Origin of the sequence: Streptomyces sp. NPDC015346, assembly GCF_043078785.1 — a bacterium.
Lineage (GTDB): Bacteria > Actinomycetota > Actinomycetes > Streptomycetales > Streptomycetaceae > Streptomyces.
The window spans coordinates 246,133-269,793 of the sequence record NZ_JBIBTW010000002.1; the positions used below are offsets into that span (position 1 = coordinate 246,133).

22 protein-coding genes are annotated in these 23,661 nt (G+C 72.0%); 6 read left to right on the top strand and 16 right to left on the bottom strand.

The features are described from left to right. Window positions 1-132: 132 nt before the first annotated feature. The 6 genes from ACF06X_RS07110 to ACF06X_RS07135 form a co-directional block, all read right to left on the bottom strand. Window positions 133-549 carry a hypothetical protein gene (locus tag ACF06X_RS07110; RefSeq protein WP_392286200.1) on the bottom strand — a complete coding sequence of 139 codons (417 nt, stop codon included), beginning with the start codon at window positions 547-549 and terminating at the stop codon, window positions 133-135. 66 nt (window positions 550-615) lie between these two features. Beyond that, window positions 616-951 (bottom strand): hypothetical protein, encoded by a 336-nt coding sequence (locus ACF06X_RS07115; protein ID WP_392286201.1) that lies wholly within the window; start codon window positions 949-951, stop codon window positions 616-618. 13 nt (window positions 952-964) lie between these two features. Further along, the gene (ctaD, locus tag ACF06X_RS07120) at window positions 965-2,704 is read right to left on the bottom strand and encodes a cytochrome c oxidase subunit I (RefSeq protein ID WP_392286202.1); all 1,740 of its coding nucleotides are present in this window, start codon (window positions 2,702-2,704) and stop codon (window positions 965-967) included. 156 nt (window positions 2,705-2,860) lie between these two features. Continuing rightward, window positions 2,861-3,109 carry a hypothetical protein gene (locus tag ACF06X_RS07125; protein WP_392286203.1) on the bottom strand — a complete coding sequence of 83 codons (249 nt, stop codon included), beginning with the start codon at window positions 3,107-3,109 and terminating at the stop codon, window positions 2,861-2,863. Window positions 3,110-3,193: 84 nt separating this feature from the next. Next, window positions 3,194-4,066: a Rieske 2Fe-2S domain-containing protein gene (locus ACF06X_RS07130; protein WP_392286204.1), complete on the bottom strand. Its 873-nt coding sequence runs from the start codon at window positions 4,064-4,066 to the stop codon at window positions 3,194-3,196. Between the two features lie 225 nt (window positions 4,067-4,291). Beyond that, window positions 4,292-4,711: a hypothetical protein gene (locus tag ACF06X_RS07135; protein ID WP_392286205.1), complete on the bottom strand. Its 420-nt coding sequence runs from the start codon at window positions 4,709-4,711 to the stop codon at window positions 4,292-4,294. A gap of 136 nt (window positions 4,712-4,847) precedes the next feature. Between ACF06X_RS07135 and ACF06X_RS07140 the strand changes: the two genes are divergently transcribed. Beyond that, on the top strand, window positions 4,848-5,420 hold the full coding sequence (locus tag ACF06X_RS07140; RefSeq protein WP_392286206.1) for a GNAT family N-acetyltransferase: 573 nt from the start codon (window positions 4,848-4,850) through the stop codon (window positions 5,418-5,420). Window positions 5,421-5,456: 36 nt separating this feature from the next. Here ACF06X_RS07140 and ACF06X_RS07145 read toward each other — a convergent pair whose 3' ends face one another. The 4 genes from ACF06X_RS07145 to ACF06X_RS07160 form a co-directional block, all read right to left on the bottom strand. After that, window positions 5,457-6,593 carry an AI-2E family transporter gene (locus ACF06X_RS07145; RefSeq protein ID WP_392286207.1) on the bottom strand — a complete coding sequence of 379 codons (1,137 nt, stop codon included), beginning with the start codon at window positions 6,591-6,593 and terminating at the stop codon, window positions 5,457-5,459. Between the two features lie 43 nt (window positions 6,594-6,636). Continuing rightward, window positions 6,637-7,614 carry an acetylxylan esterase gene (locus tag ACF06X_RS07150; protein ID WP_392286208.1) on the bottom strand — a complete coding sequence of 326 codons (978 nt, stop codon included), beginning with the start codon at window positions 7,612-7,614 and terminating at the stop codon, window positions 6,637-6,639. 89 nt (window positions 7,615-7,703) lie between these two features. Beyond that, window positions 7,704-9,191 carry a hypothetical protein gene (locus tag ACF06X_RS07155; RefSeq protein WP_392286209.1) on the bottom strand — a complete coding sequence of 496 codons (1,488 nt, stop codon included), beginning with the start codon at window positions 9,189-9,191 and terminating at the stop codon, window positions 7,704-7,706. Window positions 9,192-9,242: 51 nt separating this feature from the next. Then, window positions 9,243-9,809, bottom strand: a complete 567-nt coding sequence (locus tag ACF06X_RS07160; RefSeq protein WP_392286210.1) for a DoxX family membrane protein — start codon at window positions 9,807-9,809, stop codon at window positions 9,243-9,245. 301 nt (window positions 9,810-10,110) lie between these two features. Here ACF06X_RS07160 and ACF06X_RS07165 point away from each other — a divergent pair, with 301 nt between their 5' ends. Beyond that, the gene (locus ACF06X_RS07165) at window positions 10,111-10,533 is read left to right on the top strand and encodes a DUF350 domain-containing protein (protein ID WP_392286211.1); all 423 of its coding nucleotides are present in this window, start codon (window positions 10,111-10,113) and stop codon (window positions 10,531-10,533) included. Between the two features lie 53 nt (window positions 10,534-10,586). Here ACF06X_RS07165 and ACF06X_RS07170 read toward each other — a convergent pair whose 3' ends face one another. Genes ACF06X_RS07170 through ACF06X_RS07180 form a run of 3 tightly spaced genes read right to left on the bottom strand, consistent with a single transcriptional unit; the run spans window position 10,587 to window position 14,085 of the window. Continuing rightward, window positions 10,587-11,051 carry a hypothetical protein gene (locus tag ACF06X_RS07170; RefSeq protein WP_392286212.1) on the bottom strand — a complete coding sequence of 155 codons (465 nt, stop codon included), beginning with the start codon at window positions 11,049-11,051 and terminating at the stop codon, window positions 10,587-10,589. Beyond that, window positions 11,048-12,484 (bottom strand): WGR domain-containing protein, encoded by a 1,437-nt coding sequence (locus ACF06X_RS07175; RefSeq protein WP_392286213.1) that lies wholly within the window; start codon window positions 12,482-12,484, stop codon window positions 11,048-11,050. Before ACF06X_RS07175 ends, ACF06X_RS07170 begins: the two co-directional genes overlap by 4 nt. 41 nt (window positions 12,485-12,525) lie before the next feature. After that, the gene (locus ACF06X_RS07180; protein ID WP_392286214.1) at window positions 12,526-14,085 is read right to left on the bottom strand and encodes a glycoside hydrolase family 71 protein; all 1,560 of its coding nucleotides are present in this window, start codon (window positions 14,083-14,085) and stop codon (window positions 12,526-12,528) included. A 603-nt stretch (window positions 14,086-14,688) separates the two neighbouring features. Between ACF06X_RS07180 and ACF06X_RS07185 the strand changes: the two genes are divergently transcribed. Further along, complete coding sequence (locus ACF06X_RS07185; protein ID WP_392286215.1) at window positions 14,689-16,035, top strand: sugar transferase; 1,347 nt, start codon at window positions 14,689-14,691, stop codon at window positions 16,033-16,035. A gap of 17 nt (window positions 16,036-16,052) precedes the next feature. Here ACF06X_RS07185 and ACF06X_RS07190 read toward each other — a convergent pair whose 3' ends face one another. Continuing rightward, window positions 16,053-17,066 carry a GDP-L-fucose synthase family protein gene (locus ACF06X_RS07190; RefSeq protein WP_392286216.1) on the bottom strand — a complete coding sequence of 338 codons (1,014 nt, stop codon included), beginning with the start codon at window positions 17,064-17,066 and terminating at the stop codon, window positions 16,053-16,055. Between the two features lie 146 nt (window positions 17,067-17,212). Between ACF06X_RS07190 and gmd the strand changes: the two genes are divergently transcribed. The 3 genes from gmd to ACF06X_RS07205 all read left to right on the top strand — a co-directional run bounded on the left by gmd (window position 17,213) and on the right by ACF06X_RS07205 (window position 21,863). Next, entirely contained in the window at window positions 17,213-18,226 is a 1,014-nt protein-coding gene (gene gmd / locus ACF06X_RS07195) for a GDP-mannose 4,6-dehydratase (RefSeq protein ID WP_392286217.1), read from the top strand. A 133-nt stretch (window positions 18,227-18,359) separates the two neighbouring features. Next, on the top strand, window positions 18,360-21,089 hold the full coding sequence (locus ACF06X_RS07200) for a LamG-like jellyroll fold domain-containing protein (protein WP_392286218.1): 2,730 nt from the start codon (window positions 18,360-18,362) through the stop codon (window positions 21,087-21,089). Between the two features lie 81 nt (window positions 21,090-21,170). Further along, window positions 21,171-21,863: a hypothetical protein gene (locus ACF06X_RS07205; RefSeq protein ID WP_392286219.1), complete on the top strand. Its 693-nt coding sequence runs from the start codon at window positions 21,171-21,173 to the stop codon at window positions 21,861-21,863. On the opposite strand, the gene ACF06X_RS07210 is transcribed toward ACF06X_RS07205, so the two are convergent. Further along, window positions 21,842-22,978 (bottom strand): glycosyltransferase, encoded by a 1,137-nt coding sequence (locus tag ACF06X_RS07210; protein WP_392286875.1) that lies wholly within the window; start codon window positions 22,976-22,978, stop codon window positions 21,842-21,844. The genes ACF06X_RS07205 and ACF06X_RS07210 overlap by 22 nt on opposite strands. Window positions 22,979-22,983: 5 nt before the next feature. Continuing rightward, the gene (locus ACF06X_RS07215) at window positions 22,984-23,520 is read right to left on the bottom strand and encodes a WcaF family extracellular polysaccharide biosynthesis acetyltransferase (RefSeq protein ID WP_392286220.1); all 537 of its coding nucleotides are present in this window, start codon (window positions 23,518-23,520) and stop codon (window positions 22,984-22,986) included. Between the last annotated feature and the right edge of the window lie 141 nt (window positions 23,521-23,661).

Consider the following 23,661-nt stretch of genomic DNA (forward strand, 5'->3'; position numbering starts at 1 on the left):
CGCGCGTCCGGTCACCTCGTTGTCGCCCGTCCGCTCACCTCGTCGTGCGGGCGTGCTCCTGCCGCTGCTCCTGACCCCGCTGGTCCTGCCCCTGCCCCTGCTGGTCCGGCTTTTCCCGGTTCCCTCTGATCGTCATGAGCGACGCCGCCGCGGCGAGTACGAGCACGATGAGGCGGTCACGTCGAGGATCTTGTTCTCCTCGGCGATCGCCGTGTTCTGCAGGCCGAGCAGGAACGGTGCGGCGATCATCCAGGCTCCCAGTCCTCCGACGACCAGGTCGGAACGCGTGCTGCTGCCGCGGTAGAGCCGGCGCCCGACGACGAACAGCAGGACCATGCCGACGGCCAGCTCGTTGACCTGGGCGTCCTTCGGACCCGCCTGCGAGACCATCGGGCCCAGGACCAGCGCGACCGCCGCCAGGAGCATCGGCAGGCTCAGGAGCTGGTCGTGGACGGCGCTGCGGAACTCGCGCCTGCCGGCACGGTCCCGGGGTACGCGGTTGCGGCCGTAGGTGCGGTGGCCGGTGGCGTGGTGGCCGTAAGCGCCCATGGGGGCCTCCTCTCACCCCGGGCCAGTGCCCACCACGCCCTCCGGCATGCGTCCGGCGGCGGCTTCTCAGCCGCGCAGGGCGATGAGGGCTGCGGCCGTGCCGAACAGCGCCATCGCGATCAGGGCCAGGGCGAGGGTCCGGCGGCGCAGCTGGGCGTACCGCTCGCTGTACTCCGCCCGGAGTTCGGCCGCACGCTCGACGACGGAGTGCAGCATCTCCCGGCGGAGCGCGAGGTGGTGGTCGGTGAAGCGGCGGGCGATCTCGTCGCGCTCCAGGGGTCCGAGCCAGGACAGGTCGCGGGCGAAGTCCTCCCCCGCCCTCCTCGCCTCACTCATCACCGCCTGGCTCATGAGGTAGCCCTCGAGGCGGGCCAGGCCCGCAGCCGTCTCGTCGCGGTCCATCGGGGAGCCGCCCTCAGCGAGGCGCTGGGCCGTGCTTGCCGGCGTCCGGGCCCTCGTGCGTCGCGGCGGACGCGTCGTCGAAGACGTCGCGTTTGCCCGTCTTGCCGACGTCCAGGGCGGCCATCTCGGGGAAGTGCAGGTCGAAGGCGGGCGACTCGGACCGGATCTTCGGGAGGGTGACGAAGTTGTGCCGCGGGGGCGGGCAGGAGGTCACCCACTCCAGGGAGCGCCCGAAGCCCCAGGGGTCGTCGACGGTGATCCGTGGGGCGACCTTCGCCGTCTTCCAGACGTTGTAGAAGAACGGCAGGGTCGACATTCCCAGCAGGAAAGCACCGATGCTCGACACGGTGTTCAAGGCGGTGAAGCCGTCGGCGTCGAGGTAGTCGGCGTAGCGACGCGGCATGCCCTCTGCGCCGAGCCAGTGCTGCACGAGGAACGTGGTGTGGAACCCGATGAAGAGAGTCCAGAAATGGATCTTTCCGAGACGTTCGTCGAGCATCGTGCCGGTCATCTTCGGCCACCAGAAGTAGAAGCCGGCGAACATGGCGAAAACGACGGTGCCGAAGACGACGTAATGGAAATGGGCCACGACGAAGTAGGTGTCGGTGACGTGGAAGTCCATGGGAGGCGAGGCCAGGACGATTCCGGTCAGGCCGCCGAACAGGAAGGTCACCAGGAATCCGATGGACCACAGCATCGGTGTCTCGAAGGAGAGTGATCCCTTCCACATGGTGCCGATCCAGTTGAAGAACTTCACACCCGTCGGCACGGCGATGAGGAAGGTGAGGAAGGAGAAGAACGGCAGCAGCACCGCGCCGGTGGCGAACATGTGATGCGCCCAGACGGTGGCCGAAAGACCGGCGATCGCGATCGTCGCCGCGATCAGACCGATGTAGCCGAAGATCGGTTTACGGGAGAACACCGGCAGGATCTCGGTGACGATTCCGAAGAACGGCAGGGCGATGATGTACACCTCGGGGTGCCCGAAGAACCAGAAGAGGTGCTGCCAGAGGAGGGCACCGCCGTTCGCCGCGTCGAAGACGTGGGAGCCGAACTGCCGGTCCGATTCGAGGACCAGCAGCGCCGCCGCCAGGACCGGGAACGCCAGCAGCACCAGGACCGACGTGAGCAGGATGTTCCAGGTGAAGATCGGCATCCGGAACATCGTCATGCCCGGGGCGCGCATGCAGATGATCGTCGTGATGAAGTTGACGGCGCCCAGGATGGTCCCGAATCCGCTGAGTGCGAGGCCCATGATCCACATGTCGCCTCCCACATAGGGAGTGCGTTCCCCGCCGCTGAGCGGTGTGTAGGCGGTCCAGCCGAAGTCCGCCGTCCCCTGTGTCGTGAAGATCCCGCTGAAGGCGATGATGCCGCCGAAGAGGAACAGCCAGTAGGAGAGCATGTTGAGGCGGGGAAAGGCGACGTCCGGAGAGCCGATCTGCAGCGGCATGATCGCGTTGGCGAAGCCCGCGAAGGTCGGCGTCGCGAAAAGCAGCAGCATTACCGTGCCGTGCAGGGTGAATGCCTGGTTGTACTGCTCGGGAGAGAGGATCTGGATGCCGGGCCGCGCCAGCTCCGCGCGGATGAAGAGCGCCAGCAGACCGCCCAGCAGGAAGAACACGAACGACGTGATCAGATAGAGATGCCCGATCTTCTTGTGATCGGTGGTGGTCACCCAGGAGACGACGACGCTGCCGAGGCTCCGGCCCGGCACCGGAATGGGCGTGACCGGTTCTGTCGACGTCGCCATGAGACCCCTCGAAGAAATGGGCCGCGTCCGCGCGGCGGAGCTGCCATCTGTCTCGACCCCGGTCTTTCTACTCCTGTCGGCCCTGCCGATCTCCTTGCGGCGCGGGGGCGGACGAGTGAAACCACGCGAAAGGCGGTGGGGCCGGCCGGTGGGCGATCAGGCGCCGAGCTTGTCGACGGCGTCGCGCAGGGAGGCCGCCAGGCGCGCCACCTCCTCGTCGGTGGGCGAGGCGCCCAGCCTGTCGACCAGGTCTCCCCGCGAGACGAGGACCGCCGCTCCCCGGAACTCGTTGCCGGCGAGGGCGGCCTCCCCCACGACTTGGGCTCTGCCCTCCAGCAGGACGATCGCGGCGTCGCTCTCGGGCGCGTTCAGTAGCTCCCGTACGAGATTCTCGTCGATGACCACGTCATCACCTGCCTCTCTCCCGCCGCCGCCGGCGCACAGGTCCGGTCAGGCGTACGTACGTCCTAAGGACGGCCGCGACAAGCGTCACGCCGCGTGGGGTGAGGTCTCCAGTGGGTGCTCCGGGGCCGGGGTGGCGAGGCGCGCCTCGACGCGGCCGTTCGTGACACGTGTGTCGAAGGCGGGCTGGGGGGCGGTGGCGGGGCCGCGTACGTTCCAGCCGTCGGAGAGACGGAAGACGCTGCCGTGCCACGGGCAGCGCACGCAGCCGTCGGCGATCGTTCCCTCGCTCAGGGGGCCGCCCATGTGGCTGCACGAGTCGGCGAGGACGTGCACCTGCTCGCCGCTCTCCCGTACGACGAGAACGGCGACGCCGTCGACGTGCCGCCGTACCGCCTCGCCGACGGGGAGGTCCGCGACAGCGCCGATCGCATGCCATCCCGGCTCCACGAGCTGCGACACCGCTTCCGCGTGGTTGGCCCCGGAGGCCTGCCGGTAGGCCAGATGGCCGCCGATCGCGCCGCCGACGCTCACCGTGAGCAGACCGGCGAAGCCGAGCGCCTTGCCGAGGAAGGGCCGGCCCCGCATGCGCGCGGTGAACGATCCCGCGTACAGGCCGACAGCGGTGACGTTCGTCGCCGCGTGCAGCAGTCCCAGCCGCATCTGCCGGCGCTGCAACTCGGCCCAGTCGACCCACCCGGCGATCGCCGCCGGGGCGGCGGCCGCGAGACCCACGCCGACCAGGGCGTGCGCTGCCCGCCGCTGTCCGGGGAGCAGGTCGAGCACGGCGGCGGACATCCAGGTGCCGATCGGCACCTGCACCATCAGGGGGTGCAGGGGGTGACCGAGCCACCGCCCGTGCAGGACGTCCCGCCCGTCCCCGAGCGGGAGCGACCGCACCGCTCCGCGCAGGCGGTCGACCAGCCCGTCCAGGACGGCGGCGCCCTCCACGCGGTCCATCCCCCGCAAGATCCTTCCGGGGCCCGCCGCCGACGGCAGCAGTCGCCTCACGGCTCGCGTTCCGGCGCTGACGGCAGGGGCCCGGCCGTCGGACTTCGCTGATGTGTTCATGGGGGGCGGCTAACCGTTCGGCGCTGCCGGAAACGAGGCCGGCGCAGGGCGCACGGTCCCGGACCCGGGCCGGGACGCGGCGGGCCGTGGGTACGACATCGCGGCTCTTGCTCGTCAGGGGTGGCGCGGCCGCGTGAGAGCCGCCTCGACGGCCTCGCCCGTCATCTCGATGACGACGGCGTCCTCTCGCATGCCCGCCGGCAGATGCGCGAGCTCTTCCGCCCTGCACACGACCCCGGACCCGCCCGGGTCGAGGATGACCGCGCCGAGACGGGAGACCAGCTCCGCGATGATCCCGAACACGGCGCCGGCGTGCGGACGCGAGACCAGGATGCCGTGCCGGTCGGCGGTCACCTCGGCCTCACTGCCGTCCGACGCCCGGATCCAGAAGGCCAGGGTCCCGTCCTCGCCCACCGTGAGCCGCGGATCCCCGACATCATGCGGCTCCAGCACCGCCCGCACCAGCGCCGGGTCCGGCGGCACGGGCACCTCACCGCCGTCGACGAATGTATAGATCAGCGGACTCCACCCCACGACTCCCCCTCCACGTCGCACACACCGGGCGGAGAACGCACCGGCTCGGCCCAGCCGTACGGTAGCGCCGGCCTGCGTGCCGTGACGCCGTCCGCCGGGGGGGGCGCCGCCCGTGGTCCGTGGCATCGTGGGAGGTATGAGCGTCGAGGTTCGTCCGGCTTCGGTCTTCGAGGATGTCAAGGTGTTGCTCGGGCCGAAGTCGCCCGACGCCAACGTCTGCTGGTGTCTGAGCTACCGGATCGGTTCGAAGCTGAACGCGGAGCTTCGCGGGCCGGCCCGCGGTGCGTACGTCGCCGAGCTGTGCCGCAAGCACCCCCCTCCGGGAGTCCTCGCCTACGACGGCGACGAGCCGGTCGGCTGGGCGGCCGTGGCCCCCCGCTCGGACACCGCCTTCGCACGCAGCCGCAGGATCCCGCACATCGACGATCTGCCGGTCTGGTCGCTGTGGTGCGTCCGCGTGCGACCGGGGCATCGCAAGAAGGGCATCTCGCACGCGCTCATCGCGGGTGCGGTCGAGTTCGCCCGCGCCCATGGAGCGCCGGCGATCGAGGCGTACCCGCTCGACAACGGCACGGCCCGCGTCGACATGACGATGGCGTACGCCGGGATCAGGAAGAACTTCGAGCGTGCCGGATTCACGTACGCCGCCGACACCACCTCGGTGCTGGCCGGTCATCCCCGGGTTCTGATGCGGCTCGATCTGCGCTGACCCGTCGCGCCGGGCGGGCCGGGCCGCCGGGTCCGTCTACGACGGGACGGTCGCGGTGGCGGCGCCGGGCGCGTCAGGCTGGTCGGTCTCGTCGGTCGCCGGTTCCCGTGCGGGCTCGGCGAGTTGCTCGCGCAGGTAGTTCCAGACCACCGCGACCAGCGCGGCCGCCGGGACGGCGAGGAGACTGCCCACGATGCCGGCGAGGCTGCCGCCCAGCGTCACCGCGAGGAGGACGACCGCCGCGTGCAGGCCGAGGCCACGGCTCTGGATCATGGGCTGGAACACGTTGCCCTCGAGCTGCTGCACCACGACGATGATCGCCAGCACGAGCAGCGCGTCGGTCAGGCCGTTCGACACGAGCGCGATGAGGACCGCGACGAGGCCGGCGAACAGGGCTCCGACGATCGGCACGAACGCGGACACGAAGGTCAGCACGGCCAGCGGAAGCACCAGGGGTACGTCGAGGAACCACAGGCCGAGGCCGATGAACACGGCGTCGAGGAAACCGACGAAGGCCTGGGAGCGCACGAAGGCGCCCAGGGTGTCCCAGCCGCGCTCGGCCACGGCGGGGACGTCGGCGGCGAGCCGGCCGGGGAGCTGGCGGGTGAGCCACGGCAGGAAGCGGGGGCCGTCCTTGAGGAAGAAGAACATCAGGAAGAGCGCCAGGACGGCGGTGACGACACCGTTGAACACCGTGCTCACGCCGGAGGCGATGGTGGTGACCATGCTGCCGACGCTGTCCTGGACGCGGGCCACGGCGGTGTCGAAGGCGCCGGAGATCTGGTCGTCCCCGATGTTGAGCGGCGGCCCGGCGGCCCACTCGCGCAGCTTCTGGATGCCCTTGACCACGCCGTCGGCCAGCTCCCCCGACTGGGCGGACACGGGCACCGCGATCAGCGCGACGATGCCGGCGACGACCAGGAGGAACAGCACGGTGACGACGGCCGCGGCGAGGGCGGGCGCCCATCCGCGGCGGCGAAGGAAGCGGGTGAGGGGCCAGGTCATGGTGGTGAGGAACAGGGCCACTATGAGCGGCCAGACGACCGACCACATACGGCCCAGAACCCACAGGGTCACCGCGGCCATCACCAGGACCAGCAGCGACTCGGCGGAGACGCGTGCTGCCGTGCGCAGTGCGGCGGCGGTTTTCGTGGAACTCAACGGGGCAGACATGGGGGTCACCCTATTGACCCCCATGTCCCGTCGGAGATACCGCCTAGCGGCCGGCGCGCAGCCTCGCGGGCAGCCAGCGGAGTTGGGCCGCCTGCTGGAAGGTGTCGCCGCCCTCGTGGTCGTTGAAGTCGTAGACCTCGATGGCCTTCTCCTCGTGGGCGTACGCGTTGAAGGCCGCGAACACCGTCGACGGCGGGCAGGTCAGGTCCTCGAGGGCCGTGGAGAAGAGCGCCGGGGCCGTCGCGCGGGCCGCGAAGTGGACGCCGTCGAAGTAGGCCAGGGTGCGGTGGACCTGGTCCGTGCGGCCGCGGTGCGTCTTGAGGTAGTTGCCGATCTCCCGGTACGGCGCGCGGTCGGTGAGCGTCGTCGCGCGCGGGAAGTCGCAGAGGAACGGCACGTCGGGCGCCACGGCCACCAGGTCGCGGACCAGGCCCGCGACCGCCAGGGTGATGCCGCCGCCCTGGCTCACCCCGGTCACGGCGGTGCGCGCCGCGTCCACGAGCGGGTGCGAACGGGCGGCCTCCACGGCGCGGACGGCGTCCGTGAAGAGCCGCCGGTAGTAATAGGCGTAGGGGTCCTCGACGCCGCGCGTCATGAAGCCGGGGAAGGCCGGCGCGCTGCCCACGGGGTCGGGGGTGTCGCCGGTCGCCCACCCGCTGCCCTGCCCTCGGGTGTCCATCACGAGGTGCGCGAACCCGGCCGAGGCCCAGAGCAGGTGGGTGTGGGCGAGGCCGCGCCCGCCTCCGTACCCGAGGAACTCCACGACCACCGGCAGCGGTCGTTCCGTGCCGGCCGGGAGGACGAACCAGCCCTTGACCGGGTGTCCGCCGAACCCGGCGAAGGTCACGTCGTACACCTCCACCGTCGCCAGTCCGGTCGCCACCGGCTCGAAACGCGCGTCCAGTTCATGGGTACGTGCGTCGTCCAGCGTCTTGGTCCAGAAGGCGTCGAAGTCCTCCGGCTCCTCGGACGCGCTGCGGTACGTACGGAGTTGGTCGAGGGGCAGGTCGAACCGGGCCATGGGCACCGCCTTGGTCGTCAGAAGTCGCGTCCACCGTCATGACCGGTCGTCCCGGCCGCCCTCACCGTACTGGGCGCTTTCGTCGCAGGTCATACGTGGCGTAGCAGAGCCGTCATCACGGCGCGCGGCAGCGAGGGGTTGGCCGCCGCCGCTTCGACGACCTGCCAGTCGGGGTCGGACAGCAACTCGGCCACGACCGGCGGCGGAAGGGCGGGATGACCGGCGGCCACCGGCCTGGCCCGGGCGTCGCCCAGGCAGGCGAGCAGCGCGGGCGCCGTCGCGTTGCGGTGCCGGGCGATCTCGCGAAGCGCCTTCCGTACGGGCGGCTCGGCCCGGGCCAGACGCTCCAGCAGCGCCGGCGTCGCGTCCGGGTTGGCCGCCACCCGTGCCGCGACCTGGGCTCCATGGCGGTCGAGCATGGCGCCGAGCCGGTCCTCGGAGAGGCCGGGGTGGGGTGCGAGGGACTTGACCACCTTCGCGTCGGCGTCGGCGGCCAGGGCGTCGCGGACGGCGGGCGGCAGGTCGCGCCGTTCGGCCGTCAGCATCCGCAGCTCCGGGTGTGGTGACTGCGCGAGGCTCGCCACCTCGGCGGCGGAGGCGGCGGCGATCCGGGGCAGCAGGGTCGGGCCGATCCTGGTGGCGGCGGTCAGGCGGGCGAGCACGTCGAGCGGTACGCGGGGGTGGTGCGCCAGTGCGCGCAGGACGGCCGGCGCTTCGTCGGCGGCCAGTTCGCGGATCAGCGCCTCGTCGACGGCCGGGTTCCGGGCGAGGTCCGCGCGGACGCCCACGTGGGAATCGGCGGCGAGTCGTCGGCAGACGGCCGGCGGCAGGTCGGGGCGGGCGGCGAGCAGGAGACGCGGCAGCGTCGACGGGTGGTCCGCGAAGCCGGCGGCGGCCCCGGCGGGGGTGGCGGGGTTCTGGAGCGCCGTCCACCACATGTCGTGCACGGCGTAGGCGTGCGAGCCGCCGTCACAGGAGGCTCCGGGCGGCACGTCGAAGGGGGTGTCGCTTCCGTCGCAGACCGGGCACCACCGCGCCGGGGGCAGTCCGGCGCCGTCGATCAGCCGGGCCAGTACCGCCGGGGGCGTCGCCTCATTGGCCGCCACGCCCCGGCGGACCTCGGTGTGCGGATGCGTCGCCAGGCGGGCGGCCAGGTCGGACGTCGTCGCTCGCGCCAGCTCCGCCACCACCCGTACGTCCGGGTCCGCCGCGAGGGTCTGCGCCACATCGGGCGGGAGGTCGGGGCAGGCGGCCAGCCTCTCCCGCCGCTCGACGGCGGGGTCCACCGCGAAGAGACATGTCCACTCCTGAGGGCCGGCGCCTTCTTCGAGGAGGGCGAGCGCGGCGCGCGGCTGTGTCAGGGGATCGATGTCGTCGGCGGTCAGCCGCCCCGCGTACGCGAGCTGCGGCGCGGACTCCCCGACACGGGCGGCCAGTTCGACCGCCTGGGCGTGGCTGAGGTCCGTGCGCCGCGCGAGGTCGGCGGCGATGTCGTCGTCGGCGAGCGCGATCAACCGGTCGACCAGCTCGGAGGGCAGCGCCTCGTTGGCGGCGAGTCCGCACAGCAGATGGTTCACGCCAGGCATCCTGCCGCGCCGTCGAAGGGGCGGACCGGCCGCCCCCGGTTCCTACCCCACTTCGGATGCCTCGGGGGACTCGGGGTTGAGCTTCTCCCCAAGGGCGTCCGAGTCGCTCTGGGTCTGGGCCCGGCGGCCGACGACCGCCGCGGCGGCGAGGGCGCTGACGATGAAGGCGGTGGCGACGACCCAGGGGCGGTCGAGCACATGGCCGGTGGCGTGGTCGAGGGAGTAGCGGCCCGCGCCGGCGACGCCGATGGCGGCCGCGGTGAAGCCGAGGAAGGCCGGGTACTCGTAGCCGCCCGCCTGGGCGAAGAAGCCGGCCGGGGCGTGCACGGAGACCGCGCCCGCCATGGCGCCGGCCGCGGCGGCTCCCGCGGCCGGGGTGGCCAGGCCCAGGGCCAGCAGGGCTCCGCCACCCGCCTCGCCGAGGCCGGCGGCGATCGCGCTCTCGCGGGGCGGGGAGAAGCCCATGGCCTCCATCGCGTGGGTGGTGCCCGTCAGCCCGCCGCCCCCGAACCAGCCGAAGAGCTTCTGCGTGCCGTGCGCGGCGAGGACGGCGCCGGTGCCGACCCGGAGGACGAGAAGCCCGAGGTCGCGTCGGTTGAGCGTGGTCATGAGAGGTCTCCCGGTGCGTGCGGCACGTCGGTGCGCGGAGGGGGCGTACGCCTTCCACTGTCGCCGCGTTCGGGGGCGAGGCCTCAGCGTTGCTGCTCCACACGTGTCACGTTCTGAGACGTTTGTTCGGCACGGCTTCAGTGGGTGCTGCTTCGACCGCCGACTGGAGGGTTCCATGACGCAGACGCGAGAGAGCCTCGGGGCCCTGGCCGACCGGTCGGGGCCCCGACCCCATGCGCTACATTTTGCCGGTCCTTGACCGCGATCATTCACGATCACCTCTCCTCGGAGCCGGCATCCCATGAGCGACATCGTCAACGGCCTCGGCCGAGCCACCGCCTACGGCGCACTCGGTGTGGTGCTGCTGATCCTCGGCATCGTCCTCGTGGACGCGCTGACGCCCGGGAAGCTCGGCCGGCAGATCTGGGAGGAGCGCAACCGCAACGCGGCCGTCCTGCTCAGCTCCGCCCTGCTCGGGATCGGCGGGATCGTCTTCACCTCGATCTGGACGACCTACGACGACTTCGGCAAGGGCCTCGCTTCCACGGCGGCGTTCGGGCTGCTCGGCCTGGTGATGATGGCGGTGGCCTTCCTCGTCCTCGACCTGGTGACGCCCGGCAAGCTGGGCGCCACCCTCGTCGACCCCGAGCCGCACCCGGCGGTCTGGGTGACGGCCTCGTGCAACCTCGCCGTCTCCGCGATCCTCTCCGCGTCGATCGCCTGAGCCGCAGCCACCCACGCCCCGCCGCCACCCACGGTACGGACCGACCCGACGGATCACCTTCGCATCGGCTCCACCTCCAGGTACCGCCTGCGGCGCGGGCCCCGGTAGAGCAGCGCCTCCCAGCCAAGCCGTTCGAGAAGAGGGACACAGGCGCCGAGGGCCGACTCCTCCTCCTGGGCGGCGCCGCCGCCCGGCGGGCCCAGCCACTCGACGACGGCGGTGCCCGGCCGTTCGCCCGCCGTGACGCGATAGCCCGTCGCCACCCGGGCTCCGGAGGCGTCCACCGCCGAGGGAACGATCTTCGCCGCCTCCAGGGCGAGGGCCACCGCCCGGACCGGCTGTCTCCGCTCCCACTCGGCGGGCGCCTCGGTCGGGTCAGCGCCCTCACCGTTCGTCAACCGGCGGATCTGCAGCAGCCCTTCGAAGGCGGCCCTCACCTCCCGGGAGCGCTGCTCGGCCTCGCCTTCGGGCCGCGGCGGGCCGTCCCCCGTGGCCGCCTCGAACGCCCCGCCGGTCACAGCAGCCGCCGGATGTCGCCGCGGACCCGGTAGAAACCGCCCGACGCGGGGTGCAGCGCGTCGACCACGTACCGCGCTCCGGGCTCCCGGATGGCCCGGGGGAACTGCACGTTCCAGGACCGCTCATAGCCGTCCGACAGCACATGGACCCGGGTCCTGCCGCCTTCTTGGACACACTCCACGATCACCGAGCCGGCCGGTGCGGCGCTCACCGCCGTCACGGCCGCCACCGTCGTCGCCGGCGCGTACGTCGGCAGCGCCGCCGCGAGCTTGACGTCCCTGGCGACCGGGACCGTACCCCGCTGAGCGGCGGTGATGGCGGCCTCGCTCGCGTCCACGCACACCAGGGAGCCGTCCGAGGTCACCAGATAGAGCCGCTCGTCGCGGTACTGCATGGACAGCGCCGAACCCGCACCCGTGCCCAGCTTCCACAGGCGCGTGCCGTCCTCGGCGAAGCAGTACACCGAGGAGGCGGCGTCGGCGGCGAAGACGAAGCGGCCGCCGGGGGAGGTCGCGCAGGAGTAGACCGTGCTGTCGCAGGCGTAGACCGCCTCGACGCGGCCCGTCTTCTTCGCGAGGCGCTGGACCTTCCGGTGCGCCGTGCCCGCGTAGACGGCGGTGTCCTCCTGCCAGCCGAAGAGCACCGCGCCCTCGCTGTCGGTGTGCCACAGCTCGCCACCGCCGTCCGGGGCGTACGCCGTCACCCCCCTGGTGTCACCGTGGTAGACGGCGTCGCCGTCGGCGCGGACCATCCAGGCGTGCTCGCCGCGTCCGCCGCGGGACCACTGGTGTTCGTCCTCGTGGTCGATGACGGTCAGCCGGCCCGACCGGTCGGCCACGTTCAGGACGCCCTCGTGGATGTCCAGCCAGAAGATGTCGACCGCGGCGGCGATGTCGTAGGCGGCGAAGGGCAGCTTCGACGACAGGTCGTACACCCGGCCGTCGTCGCAGCCCGCGTAGATCCAGAAGTCGTCGGCGACCAGGCACTTCACCCCGTCGGGGAGGGAGAAGCGGGCCTGGATCTCGCCGCCGTGGCTCAGGGTGTACACGTCCCCGGCCTGGTTGCCGACCCAGCAGCGGTCGTCGTCGACATGGATACCGAAGGCGGCGGAGCCGGTCCTGAACCGCCACAGGACCGGCGCGACCGCGCGGGCCGTCGACGGCGCGGAGGCGACCGCGCGGCGGGTGACGGAGCGGGCCGCCCGCTGCCCCTGGACCGCCGGGGCGTACCCCTTGCGGACCTTCTCGCCTATCTTCTTCGCCGCCGCGGCGCGCGCCTTCTCCGCCGTGGCGAACGTCGAGGTCTGCGTCTGCCCGGCGGCGCCGATCCGACCGTAACGGACCGACACCACCAGGCCGTCGACCGTCACTTCGTAGAACTTGTGCGCGCCGCCGTCGTCCTGCGACAGCTCCAGATAGGTCTTCGTCGTCATGTCGAGAACGGTAGGGCCGACCACTGACAACGGGCCCAAAGCTAGCGCTGCGAGCGGCCGCTCGTCACGGCGTAGTACTGGAGGTCCTGCTTGTCGACCGGGCGGCGCACCGGGTAGCGGCTCGTGACCGTGGTGGTGGTCTCCCCGTCCCGGACCACCGTCGCCGAGCTGTGGCCGGTGCGCAGTGGCAGCAGGCGCGCGTGGACACCGGCCGGTGCGCGGTGGTCGCCCCGCGTGCCGCCGGTCGTGGTGCGGACGCTCGCAGGCGCCGTGAGGAAGCTGAGCACCTCCACCGTGTCCCGTGGGGTCGCCGTGCCCGGGCGGGGCTTTATGACGCGGGGCTGGAGTGTGGCGGGCGGTGTGTCGTCGACGAACTGGACGCGGGAGGTCAGGTACAGCGTGTCGCGCACGATCCGGGGCCAGGCGCCGGTCTTGAACCGGGTCAGGTAGTAGGAGGAGAGGTCCAGGTAGGCGTACCCGTTGTGGAGCGAGGGCGCGAAGTGGGTGCCTTCGGAGTAGTCGTTCCAGGTGGTGAGCTGGACCCAGTCGGCGCCGGAGCCGATGGCCGCTTCCCAGGCCGCCCGCAGCGTCTCGGTGTTGCCCGCCTCGTCGAAGATCCCCTGGTTGGGGCGGGCGTCCTGCACGGAGACCGGTTGCATCCAGATCTTTCCGAGCCGGTGGGCCCGGGCGGCGTCGGCCGTGGCGCCGTCCTGACGGTTGGCGCTGCGGGCACCCCACTCGGAGAGTCCGTGACTGATCGCCGCGTACCGCTCCCGCTCCGGGGTGAAGTCGAGGAAGAGGGGGACGAGCGCGGTGCGGATGCCGTGCCGGGTCTCCAGTTCTCCCATCATCCGCTGCCACCAGGCGGGGTCCTTCTCCTCGGCCTTGAACGGCGAGACGACGAGGCGGCCGTCGGGAAGCCGGTGGGCCGAGGGGTGGCGGGCCAGTTGCGCGAGCGAATCGGCCAGGGCGGCCGGGGTGGTGGTCAGTGAGGTCATGTCGGGCATGAGCTGGATGCGGAAGCCCGGGTCCTCCTCGTGCGCGGCGCGCATCAGCAGGTCGGCGCGGTCCCGGTTGCGGCCGGCGAGGGAGAGCAGGTCGAGGGTGAAGCCGTCGAGGCCGGCGTCGCGTGCGGTGCGGACCTCCTGGCGCAGATGGGCCAGTTCCCAGTCGCCGGTCCCGGGTGCGGCGGGCAGCGGCCGGTCACGCAGGAGACCGCCGTAGGCGCGGTGCCTGCCCTTCTCGCCGTCCGGGGTCAGGTAGTTGCGACTGTAATAGTCCTGGGCGGCCGGCTGGTTGTCGAGGGAGAGCGGGTACGGCGTGAAGTAGTGGGCGAAGACCAGCTTCGGGGAGCGTCGCAGCTCGGCGGTGTCCGGCAGGTCGAAGGGCAGGGCCGTGCTGTACGCCTCCGGTGGCGCCGCCGGCTGTGCGGGGGCGCCGCCGCGGAGGGCGTCGGCGGTGCCGATGCCGGCCCAGGCGCCGAGGAGCAGGGCGCCCAGCACGACTCCCGGTAGGAGCCGACGGCGCCCGGACGCCCGGTGGGACCGCGCGCGCCGTGGCCGCCCGGAGGGCTGCGGCGGTGGTGCGGTGATGTCCGCCATGGGCGTCCTTCCGGCCGGTCGAGGTGTACCGAAGTGCCGAGGCACCGACGTGCCCGCAGCGGACCTCCACGGCCCCCTGGGCGGGGGCTGCCAGTAGTACAGCCGATCCGGGACGGCGCGACAACAACCCGCATAGGCGTGCGCCCCCGCGCCCTCCGAGCGGCGTTGTGCTTTGCGCCACAGTGACGGCCGAAACGCCCGCCGCCTCCCGTACTCTCCGGGACACTTCGCGGTACCTCCTCGCGTGGTCCCACGTGCGTCGACTCCCCTTCCGGGGACGTGTCACCCGATCGGCCGGTTCCGCCGGCGACCGCGATGTCACGAGATGAACGCGCCAACACCTTCTGGAGTCCTTCGCGTGAACAGCAGCGGAGGTGCGTGTGTTTGTCGTACTGTTCCGCGTTGCGACGCTTGTTCATCGAACTAGGGGATCGATGACGGGGTGGCGAACGTCGACACGTGCCTGGGGGGTACATGTGGCATGTCCGCACAACTGAGACCAAGTCCGCTGGAACGAGGACCGGTTCACCACCGGCTCCTCCTCATCCGCGCGCCAAGGCAGGCTGGTATCCGGTCCTCGCGCTGAGCGTCGACCTGCTCGGCGTGGGGCTGCCCACGGCGCTCGTCCTGCACACCGAGCGTCAGCCGTACGCCTTCACCGGCGCGGTCGTCGCGGCCCTCTCCTGGGCCGGCGTACGGGCGCTGCGCCGTCGGTACTCCCGCCGCGAGCTCGGGGAGTCGCGGGGAAGTCTGCCCGTCCTGCACGACTGGCTGATCCTGCTCGGCGTGCTGGCCGTCCTGCGCGCGGCCGCCGATCTGCACCATCCCGCTCTGCTCTGCCTGGCGGCGCTGCTGCCGGCACCCGTACTGACCCTGACCTGCACCAAGCTGACGTGGCATCACCTCGTGGCGGCCCGCCGGGAGGCGCAGGTGGTCACCCGCGTCCTGGTCCTCGGTGAGCCCACGGCGGCCGCCGATGTCGCCGAGCATCTGGCCCGGCGCACCGAGCACCCGTACGTCGTGGTCGGTGTCGTCGCGATCGGCGACGGGCCGGTCCGTACCGGGGCGCCGGTGGCCGCCCGGCTCGGTGCCTCGATGCCGGACGCCGCCGACGGGGACACCACGCCTGTCCTGGCGGCGGCCCGCGAACTGGAGGCGGATGTCGTCCTGGTCGCGGCCGGCGCCCTGATGGCCGGTGAGCGGCTGCGCCGGCTCTCCTGGGGCCTGCACGACGCCGGGACCGAACTCGCCCTGGCGCCAGGCCTGGTGGAGTGCGCCGTGAAGCGACTGGAGACCATCTCCGCCGCCGGAATGGCGATGCTCCGGATCGCTCCGCCGGTCCGCGACGGGGTGCAGCAGGTGCTGAAGTCCGTGATGGACCGGGCGGGCGCGGCGCTCGGCCTGGTCGTCCTCGCGCCGCTCTTCCTGGCGATCGGCGTCGCGGTGCGGCTGACCTCGCCCGGACCGGTGTTCTACCGGCAGGTACGGATCGGGCAGGATCGCGCCCCGTTCGTGATGTGGAAGTTCCGCACGATGTACCTGGACGCGGACGCCCGCAAGGCGGAGCTGTCCCAGGCCAACGAGCACGACGGCCTGATGTTCAAGATGCGGCGCGATCCGCGGGTGACCCGGGTCGGCCGGCTGCTGCGGCGCACCTCGCTGGACGAACTGCCCCAGCTGATCAACGTGTTGCTGGGGTCGATGTCCCTGGTCGGGCCGCGCCCGCCGCTTCCGGAGGAGGTGGCCCGGTACGGGGACGTGGAGCTGCGCCGGCTCTCGGTGCGCCCCGGGATGACCGGTCTGTGGCAGATCAGCGGCCGTTCGGACCTGTCGTGGGACGAGACGGTGGAGCTGGATCTGCACTACGTCGACAACTGGTCGTTCACCAGCGACGTCGATGTCATGGCCCGTACGTTCCGCGCCGTCGTCGACGGTCGCGGAGCGTACTGACGGGCCGCCGCATGACGTCAGCCCTGTTTCCGCCACCAGGCGTAGGTCGAGGCGATGCCGTCCCTCAGTGGGACGGCGGGCTTCCAGCCGAGGCCGGTCAGCCGGGACACGTCGAGGAGCTTGCGGGGGGTGCCGTCGGGCTTGCTCGTGTCCCAGGCGATGCGGCCCTGATAGCCGGTCACGTCGGCGATGGTCCGGGCGAGTTCGCCGATGGTGAGATCCTCGCCGCAGCCGATGTTGACCGGCTCGTCGCCGTCGTAGCTCCGCAGCAGGACGGCGCAGGCGGCGGCGAGGTCGTCCACGTGCAGGAACTCCCTGCGCGGGGTGCCGGAGCCCCAGAGGGTGATCTCCTCGCGCCCCTCCTCGCGGGCCTCGTGGAAGCGGCGGATCAGCGCCGGGAGGACGTGCGAGCTCTCCAGGTCGAAGTTGTCGCCGGGACCGTAGAGATTGGTCGGCATGGCGGAGATGTAGGCCGCGCCGTACTGCTTCCGGTACGACTGGACCTGCACGATGCCGGCGATCTTGGCCAGCGCGTAGGCCTCGTTGGTCGGTTCGAGCGGGCCGGTCAGGAGCGCGTCCTCGGTGATGGGCTGGGGCGCGAGCCGGGGGTAGATGCAGGACGAGCCGAGGAAGAGCAGCCGTCCGACGCCCGCCGCGTGGGCTCCGGCCACGACGCTGAGTTGGATCTGGAGGTTCTCCTCCAGGAACTGCACGGGGTAGGTGCTGTTCGCCATGATCCCGCCGACCTTGGCGGCGGCGAGCACCACGGCGTCGGGGCGGGTCTCGGCGAGGAACGCGGCGGTCCGCGCCGCGTCCCTCAGGTCGAGCTCGGCGCGGGTCCGGGTGATCACCTCGTGCCCGTCCCCGGCCAGTCGGCGGGCGATCGCGGAGCCGACGAGTCCACGGTGTCCCGCGACGAATATCCGCGCCCCGTCGGGCAGATGCGACGGCGTGTGCGTCACGTCGGTCCTGGACTCGGACGTGGATGCGGACGTGAATGCGGGCGTGGATTCGGTCGTGGAGTCAGTCATGGCCCGGATCATGCCAGGCCGCCGGGGAGCACAGCACACCAGATCCGGAATTCTCTCCCGGATCGTCTCAGAACAGCAGGTTTCGGAATATCCGCAAGAAATGGCGGACCGGCTGGGGGCCGGCCCGTCCGGGAGGGGCACCACGCATGAGCAAGACCGCACTCATCACCGGCGTCACCGGTCAGGACGGCTCGTACCTGGCCGAACTGCTGATGTCCAAGGGCTACACGGTCCACGGCCTCGTCCGCCGCTCGTCCAGCTTCAACACCGAGCGGATCGACCACATCTACCAGGATCCGCAGCAGGCGAACCGGTCGTTCGTGCTGCACCACGCGGACCTCTCGGACGGGGTGGCGCTGGTGAACCTGCTCCGGGACATACGCCCGGACGAGGTCTACAACCTCGGCGCGCAGTCCCATGTGCGGGTCTCCTTCGACGCGCCGCTGTACACCGGCGACGTGACGGGCCTCGGCGCTCTGCGCCTCCTGGAGGCGATCCGGGCGAGCGGCATCGACACCCGGATCTACCAGGCATCCTCCTCCGAGATGTTCGGCGCGACCCCGCCGCCGCAGAACGAGCGGACCCCGTTCCACCCGCGCAGCCCGTACGGGGCCGCCAAGGTCTTCGCGTACTGGACGACGGTCAACTACCGCGAGGCGTACGGCATGTTCGCCGTCAACGGGATCCTGTTCAACCACGAGTCGCCGCGCCGCGGCGAGACCTTCGTGACCCGCAAGGTGACCCGGGCCGTCGCCCGGATCAAGGCGGGGCTGCAGGACCGGCTCTACATGGGCAACCTCGACGCCGTACGCGACTGGGGTTACGCCCCCGAATACGTCGACGCCATGTGGCGGATGCTCCAGCAGGACGAGGCGACGGACTACGTGGTGGCGACCGGAGTCCCCGCGACCGTACGGCAGTTCCTGGAGACGGCCTTCTCCCACGCGGGGCTCGACTGGTCGCGGTATGTGCGCTACGACCCGAAGTACGAGCGTCCCAGCGAAGTCGACGCGCTGATCGGCGACGCGAGCAAGGCCCGCGATCTTCTCGGCTGGACGCCCACCGTCCAGGTGGAGGAGCTGGCGCGGATCATGGTGGACGCCGATGTCCGCCTCGTCGAGGACCAGTTGACGGGCGCCACCGTACGCATCGACCGCTGAATCACGGCGGGACAGTACCGAATTGGTCAAGTGCCCTGCCCTGCGCGCCGCTTGGTCGTAAAGTTCGCAACCATCAATGGCACTTGCACCACTTCACGCCACAATTGACTGGGCTATCACGCCTGGGGGGAACATGCGTAGATCCTGGGGGCTCACGGCTGCCCTCGTCCTGACCGTCGCGGCCGGAGCCGGAGGCTCGCTGGCCCCGACGGCCGCGGCGCTCACGCCGCCGGTGGCCTTCACCGCGGACGATCTGCCGACCTGGCAGACCAACGGCATCGTCTGGGCACTGGCCGAGGCGAACGACACCGTCTTCGTGGGCGGCACCTTCTCGGCGGTCCGCCCGCCCGAGGGCGCCGCCGGCACGCCGAAGACCGCCGTCAACTTCGCCGCGCTGAACACGGCGACGGGTGCGCCCACCGACTGCACCCTCTCCTTCACCGTCGGCAGCGGCACCGCGACCGTGCGGACCCTGGTGGTCTCGCCGGACAAGAAGACGCTGTACGCGGGGGGTTACTTCGGCGCGGTCAACGGCACCCCGGTCTCCAGCCTCGCCGCGATCGACATCGCCACCTGCGCCCCGAGGGCGAACTTCACCCCGAGCTTCCCCGCCACCGTGCGGGCGCTCGCCGTCACCGACACCACGATCTACGCGGCCGGCGACTTCGGCACCGTCGAGGGCCAGACCCGCCAGCGGTTCGCCGCCCTCACCACCGCCGGTGACCTGCTGCCGTTCACCGCCAACGCGGACGAGCCGGGCCGGGCCATCGAGGTGACGCCGGACGGGCGGCACGTCGTGCTCGGCGGCGACTTCTTCACCGTCAACGGGTCGAACTCGCACGCCCTGGCGGTCGTGAACGCCACGACCGGCGCCGTGACCAGGGCCTATCCCAACGGCTGGATCCACCAGAACTCCGTCGTCAAGGACATCGAGACCGACGCCACCGGCTTCTACACCGCCAACGAGGGCACCGGCGGCGGCGTCTTCGACGGCCGCATAGCCATGAACCTCGACTTCGAGCAGCGCTGGCGCGACACCTGCCTCGGCGCGACCCAGGCGGTCCGTTCCTACCAGGGGGTGCTCTACAGCGCCTCCCACGCCCACGACTGCTCCAGCGTCGGCGAGTTCCCCGACGGACGCCGCTACCACCTGCTCGCCCAGCCGACCACCTCGACGGGCAAGCTCGGCTGGTTCCCGGACACCAACGACGGCGGCGCCCCGCCGGAGGTCGAGGGCATCGGCCCGCGGGTGATGACGATCTCGGGCACCGGCACCACCAAGTACCTGTGGGTGGGCGGCGAGTTCACCACGGTCAACGGCGCCCCTGCGCAGGGTCTGACCCGCTTCGCCTCCGGCCCCGACACCGGCGCGCCGACCGTGCCCGTGGCGAGCGCCGCGGCCGTCACGCCGAACGCGGTGCAGGTCCGGTGGCGCTCCAGCCTCGATCTGGACGACTCGAAGCTGACGTACAAGGTCTACCGCAACGGCGCGGCGAGCCCCGTCGCGACCGTTCAGGGCGACTCGCTGCACTGGTCGCGCCCGCAGGTCTCCTTCAAGGACACGGACGTGACCCCCGGCCAGACCTACACCTACCGGGTGTCCGCGAGTGACGCCGCCGGCAACACCAGCTCCCTGTCCGCGACGGCGACCGTGACGGTGCCGACCTCGCCCGAGCCGTACGCCTCTCAGGTGATCGCGGACGGCGCGAGCCTGTACTGGCGCTTCGACGAGTCGACGACGCCGTACGCCGCCGACTCCTCCTACGGCGACAACAGCGGTCTGTACGTCAACGCCCCGGCGCTGCGCCAGACGCCGGGCGCCGTCAGCGGCGCGTCCACGGCCGTCTCGCTGAACGGTACGGACGAGCAGATCTACAGCGACCGGCGGCAGACCCCGACCGGTGCGTTCACCGTCGAGACCTGGTTCAGGACCACGACGTACCGCGGTGGCAAGCTCATCGGTTTCGGGAACAACACCACCCGTAACAGCGGCAGCTACGACAAGCACCTGTACATGACCAACACGGGCAACGTGGTCTTCGGCGTGTACTCCGGCTCGGTCCGCACGCTGACCTCCCTGGGCTCGTACAACAACGGCGCCTGGCACCACGCGGTCGGCACGCAGGGACCGGAGGGCATGCGGCTCTACATCGACGGCAAGCTGGTCGGCTCCAACGGCGTCACCACGAACCAGCAGTACGCGGGCTACTGGCACGTCGGCGCGGACAACCTGTCCGGCTGGCCGCTGAAGCCGACGAGCAACTTCTTCGCCGGACAGCTCGACGAGGCCGCCGTCTACCCGAAGGCCCTCACCGCCGCGCAGGTCGCCAAGCACTACAGCCTGGCCTCCGCCCCTGCCGACTCGGTCGCCACGGTCACCGCGTCGGAAGACACCTACGTCAACGCCGGTGCCACCGACACGAATTACGGCACGTCCAGCTCGCTGGCCGTGCGCGGGACGTCGGCGTACGAGTCGTACCTGCGGTTCACACTGCCGTCGGCGCCGGCCGGCACCGTCCTCAAGAGCGCCCGGCTCGCGGTGAAGACCACCACGATGACCGGCGCGGGGTCGGTCGACTCCCAGTCGGTCGTGCCGGTCACCGGAGCGTGGACCGAGGACGGGGTGACGTACGACACCCGTCCGGCTCTCGGCCCGGAGCCGGTCGGGACGCTCACCGGCGCCACCGACGGCTCGGCGGTCTACTCGGCCGCACTGGACACCTCGGCGGTCTCGGCCAGGCTCGGCGGGTCCTACAGCCTCGCGCTGACCAGCACCGGGACCGATCCCCTGTGGCTCTGGTCCTCCGAGGCGGCGGCCGCGGAGGGCACCCCGCAGCTGGTGCTGACCTTCGGCGCTCCATGACCGGTGTGCCGAACCCTTCGTGAACTGGATGCGGGGCCCGGCTGCCGGGCCCCGCGTCCGACGTACCACAGGAGCTTCCCCATGCGTGGTCCCCTTCACCGGCGTGGTCCGGCCGCGGCGGCGGCCGTGCTCGCCGCGCTGCTCACCCTCGCCGCCTGTTCCTCGGACGACGGCGACGGCGCCGCCGACCGGTCGAAGGCGGCCGGTCCCTCCCGTTCGGCGACCGTGCCCGACCGGCAGGCCGAGGTGGCGCCCACCGGCCCCACCCCATCCGTGTCCGCCTCCCGGGGCCCGGTGGTGCCGGACGCCGAACTGAAGCCGGTCACCGGCTCGTTCACCCCGGACGAGAAGGCCTATCTGAGCGGGCGGGTCCCCCGGAGCATGGACCCGGCCGCGCTGCTCCAGACCGGGCAGGAATCCTGCCAGCGTCTCGAACGCACCGCGAAGCGGGACAGGGACGCGGCCGTCGGCGCCCTCGTCGCCGGGGACATTCCGGACGCCGAGGCCGCCGTGAACCATCTCTGCCCCGAGCGGAAGCCGCTCCTCGCGACGGCGCGCACGGGCTTCCCCGACGGTACGACCGCACGGCCGAAGCCGGGGACGTACCGCGCGCTCACCACCGACCCGTCGTGCTCCTGGCGGGCGCTGGGCAGCGGCGGGAAGCCGCTCGCCTCGGGTCCCGCGCCCGGCGCCCAGGGGCCGGTGAAGGCCACCGTCCCGGCCGGGACGGTGGAGTTCGTCTCCACGTCCTGCTACGCCTGGCTGCCGGCCTGACCCTTCCGCGCGTCCGCGTACACCGTGAGCAGGGTGTCGAGGACGGCGTCCATCGAGAACGCCTCCGTGGCCAGCTTGCGGGCCGCCGCGGAGGCGCTGTCGTTCGCGCCGGGGTCCAGGAGCGCGGACACGGCCGGGGCGATGCCGGCGGCGTCCGTGATCACCCGTCCGGCGCCGGCCTGCTCGATGTCGTGGGCCAGCCCGTTGGAGGTGGTGACGACGGCCGGGGTGCCGACCGACAGCGCCTCAAGGACGGACATGGGGAAGGGCTCGTCGACCGACGGCAGTACGTACACGTGCGCCCGGCGCAGCTCCTCCAGCATCCGCTCGGACGAGAGCGGCCCGGGCAGGCTCACCCTGTCGCCCACGCCGAGCCGGGCGACGAGCGCGTCCACGGCCGCCCGCTCCCCCTCGTCGGGTCCGGCGAGCACGAACCGGGCCTCGGGGTGGTGGCGGAGGATCTCCGGGACGGCCGCGACGAAGTCCGTGGGCCGCTTGCGGGCCTGGAGACGAGCGGCGTACAGGATGCGGGGCGGGCCGGTGGGGGCGGGCCGCGGCTCCTGCGCGGGCACGCCGTTGACCAGCCGTACCGCGTGGGGCAGTTCGGTGCCCAGGACCGCCTCCAGGTCCCTGCGTTCGCGGCCCGTCAGGTGGAGCACGGCGGAGGCGCCCCGAAGGACGCGGCGTACGGCGACGGCGTCCAGGACCCGGGCGAGCGCCTTCTCGCTCGGGTCGACCATGCCGTGCGTCTGGAGCACGAGCGGCCGTCCGGCCCGCAGCGCGGCGAGCGCGAGGGGCAGTGTCACCAGGTCGCGGGCGAGGTGGACGTGGACCACGTCGGCGTTCTCGACCAGGGCACCGGCCCGGGCGAGGAGCGTGGGCGAGGTGATGCCGCTGAAGCCGAGCGGCAGGATCGAGCGTGCCTGGTAGAGGCGGGCGGGCACGCCGTCGACCTCGGTGGGCAGCCCTTCGGCGCCGAAGCCGTCGCCGAGGGCGACCAGGCGCGCCCGGTGCCCCCGGCCGGCCAGTCCCCGGCAGAGGTTGAGCGCGACCCGGACCGGTCCGCCGAAGGCGTGGGTGGGGCTGTGCAGGGTCACCGCGTGCAGGACGCGCAGGCCGCTCACGCGGGCACCGGGACCGGTCGACGGCCGTCGGCCGTGTGCAGGGTCAGTTCGGGCAGGTCCTTGTGGAGGGTGGTGCCGGCGGCGAGGACCGCGTGGCGGCCGACGGTGACGCCGGCGAGGACGGTGGCGCGGGCCGCGATCCAGGCGCCGTCCTCGACGGTGATCGGCGCGTTGCGGTAGCGGAAGTCGGCGGCCCGGTGGTCGTGGCCTCCGGTGCACAGCAACGCCTCCTGGGAGACGCAGACATGGGCGCCGAGGGTGATGGGCTCCAGGTTGAGCAGCCAGGCCCCCTCCCCGATCCAGGTGTGGTCGCCGACGGTCAGTTTCCACGGCCACAGGATCCTGACCCGGTGCCGTACGAGCACGCCGTCGCCTATGGTCGCGCCGAAGGCGCGCAGCAGCGCGACCCGCAGCCGGGCCGGGCAGAACCAGGCCATGAAGACCGTGTTCATCACCGCGAACCAGAGGGCCTGCACGAGTCTGCCGCGGCCCTTGTCGTAGCCGGCCAGTGTGAAGGCCGGGAGATTCCGCATGAGTTCACCCCCATCGGCGCCTCCCCTGGCGCCGAGACGTTCAGACTAGCGGTTGACGCGAAGTGACAGGGGGGCGTCGGTAGACTGCCGCGAAGTGACGTTCCGGGGGCGGGGGCCGCGACCTCCAGGGGGCCGGAACTC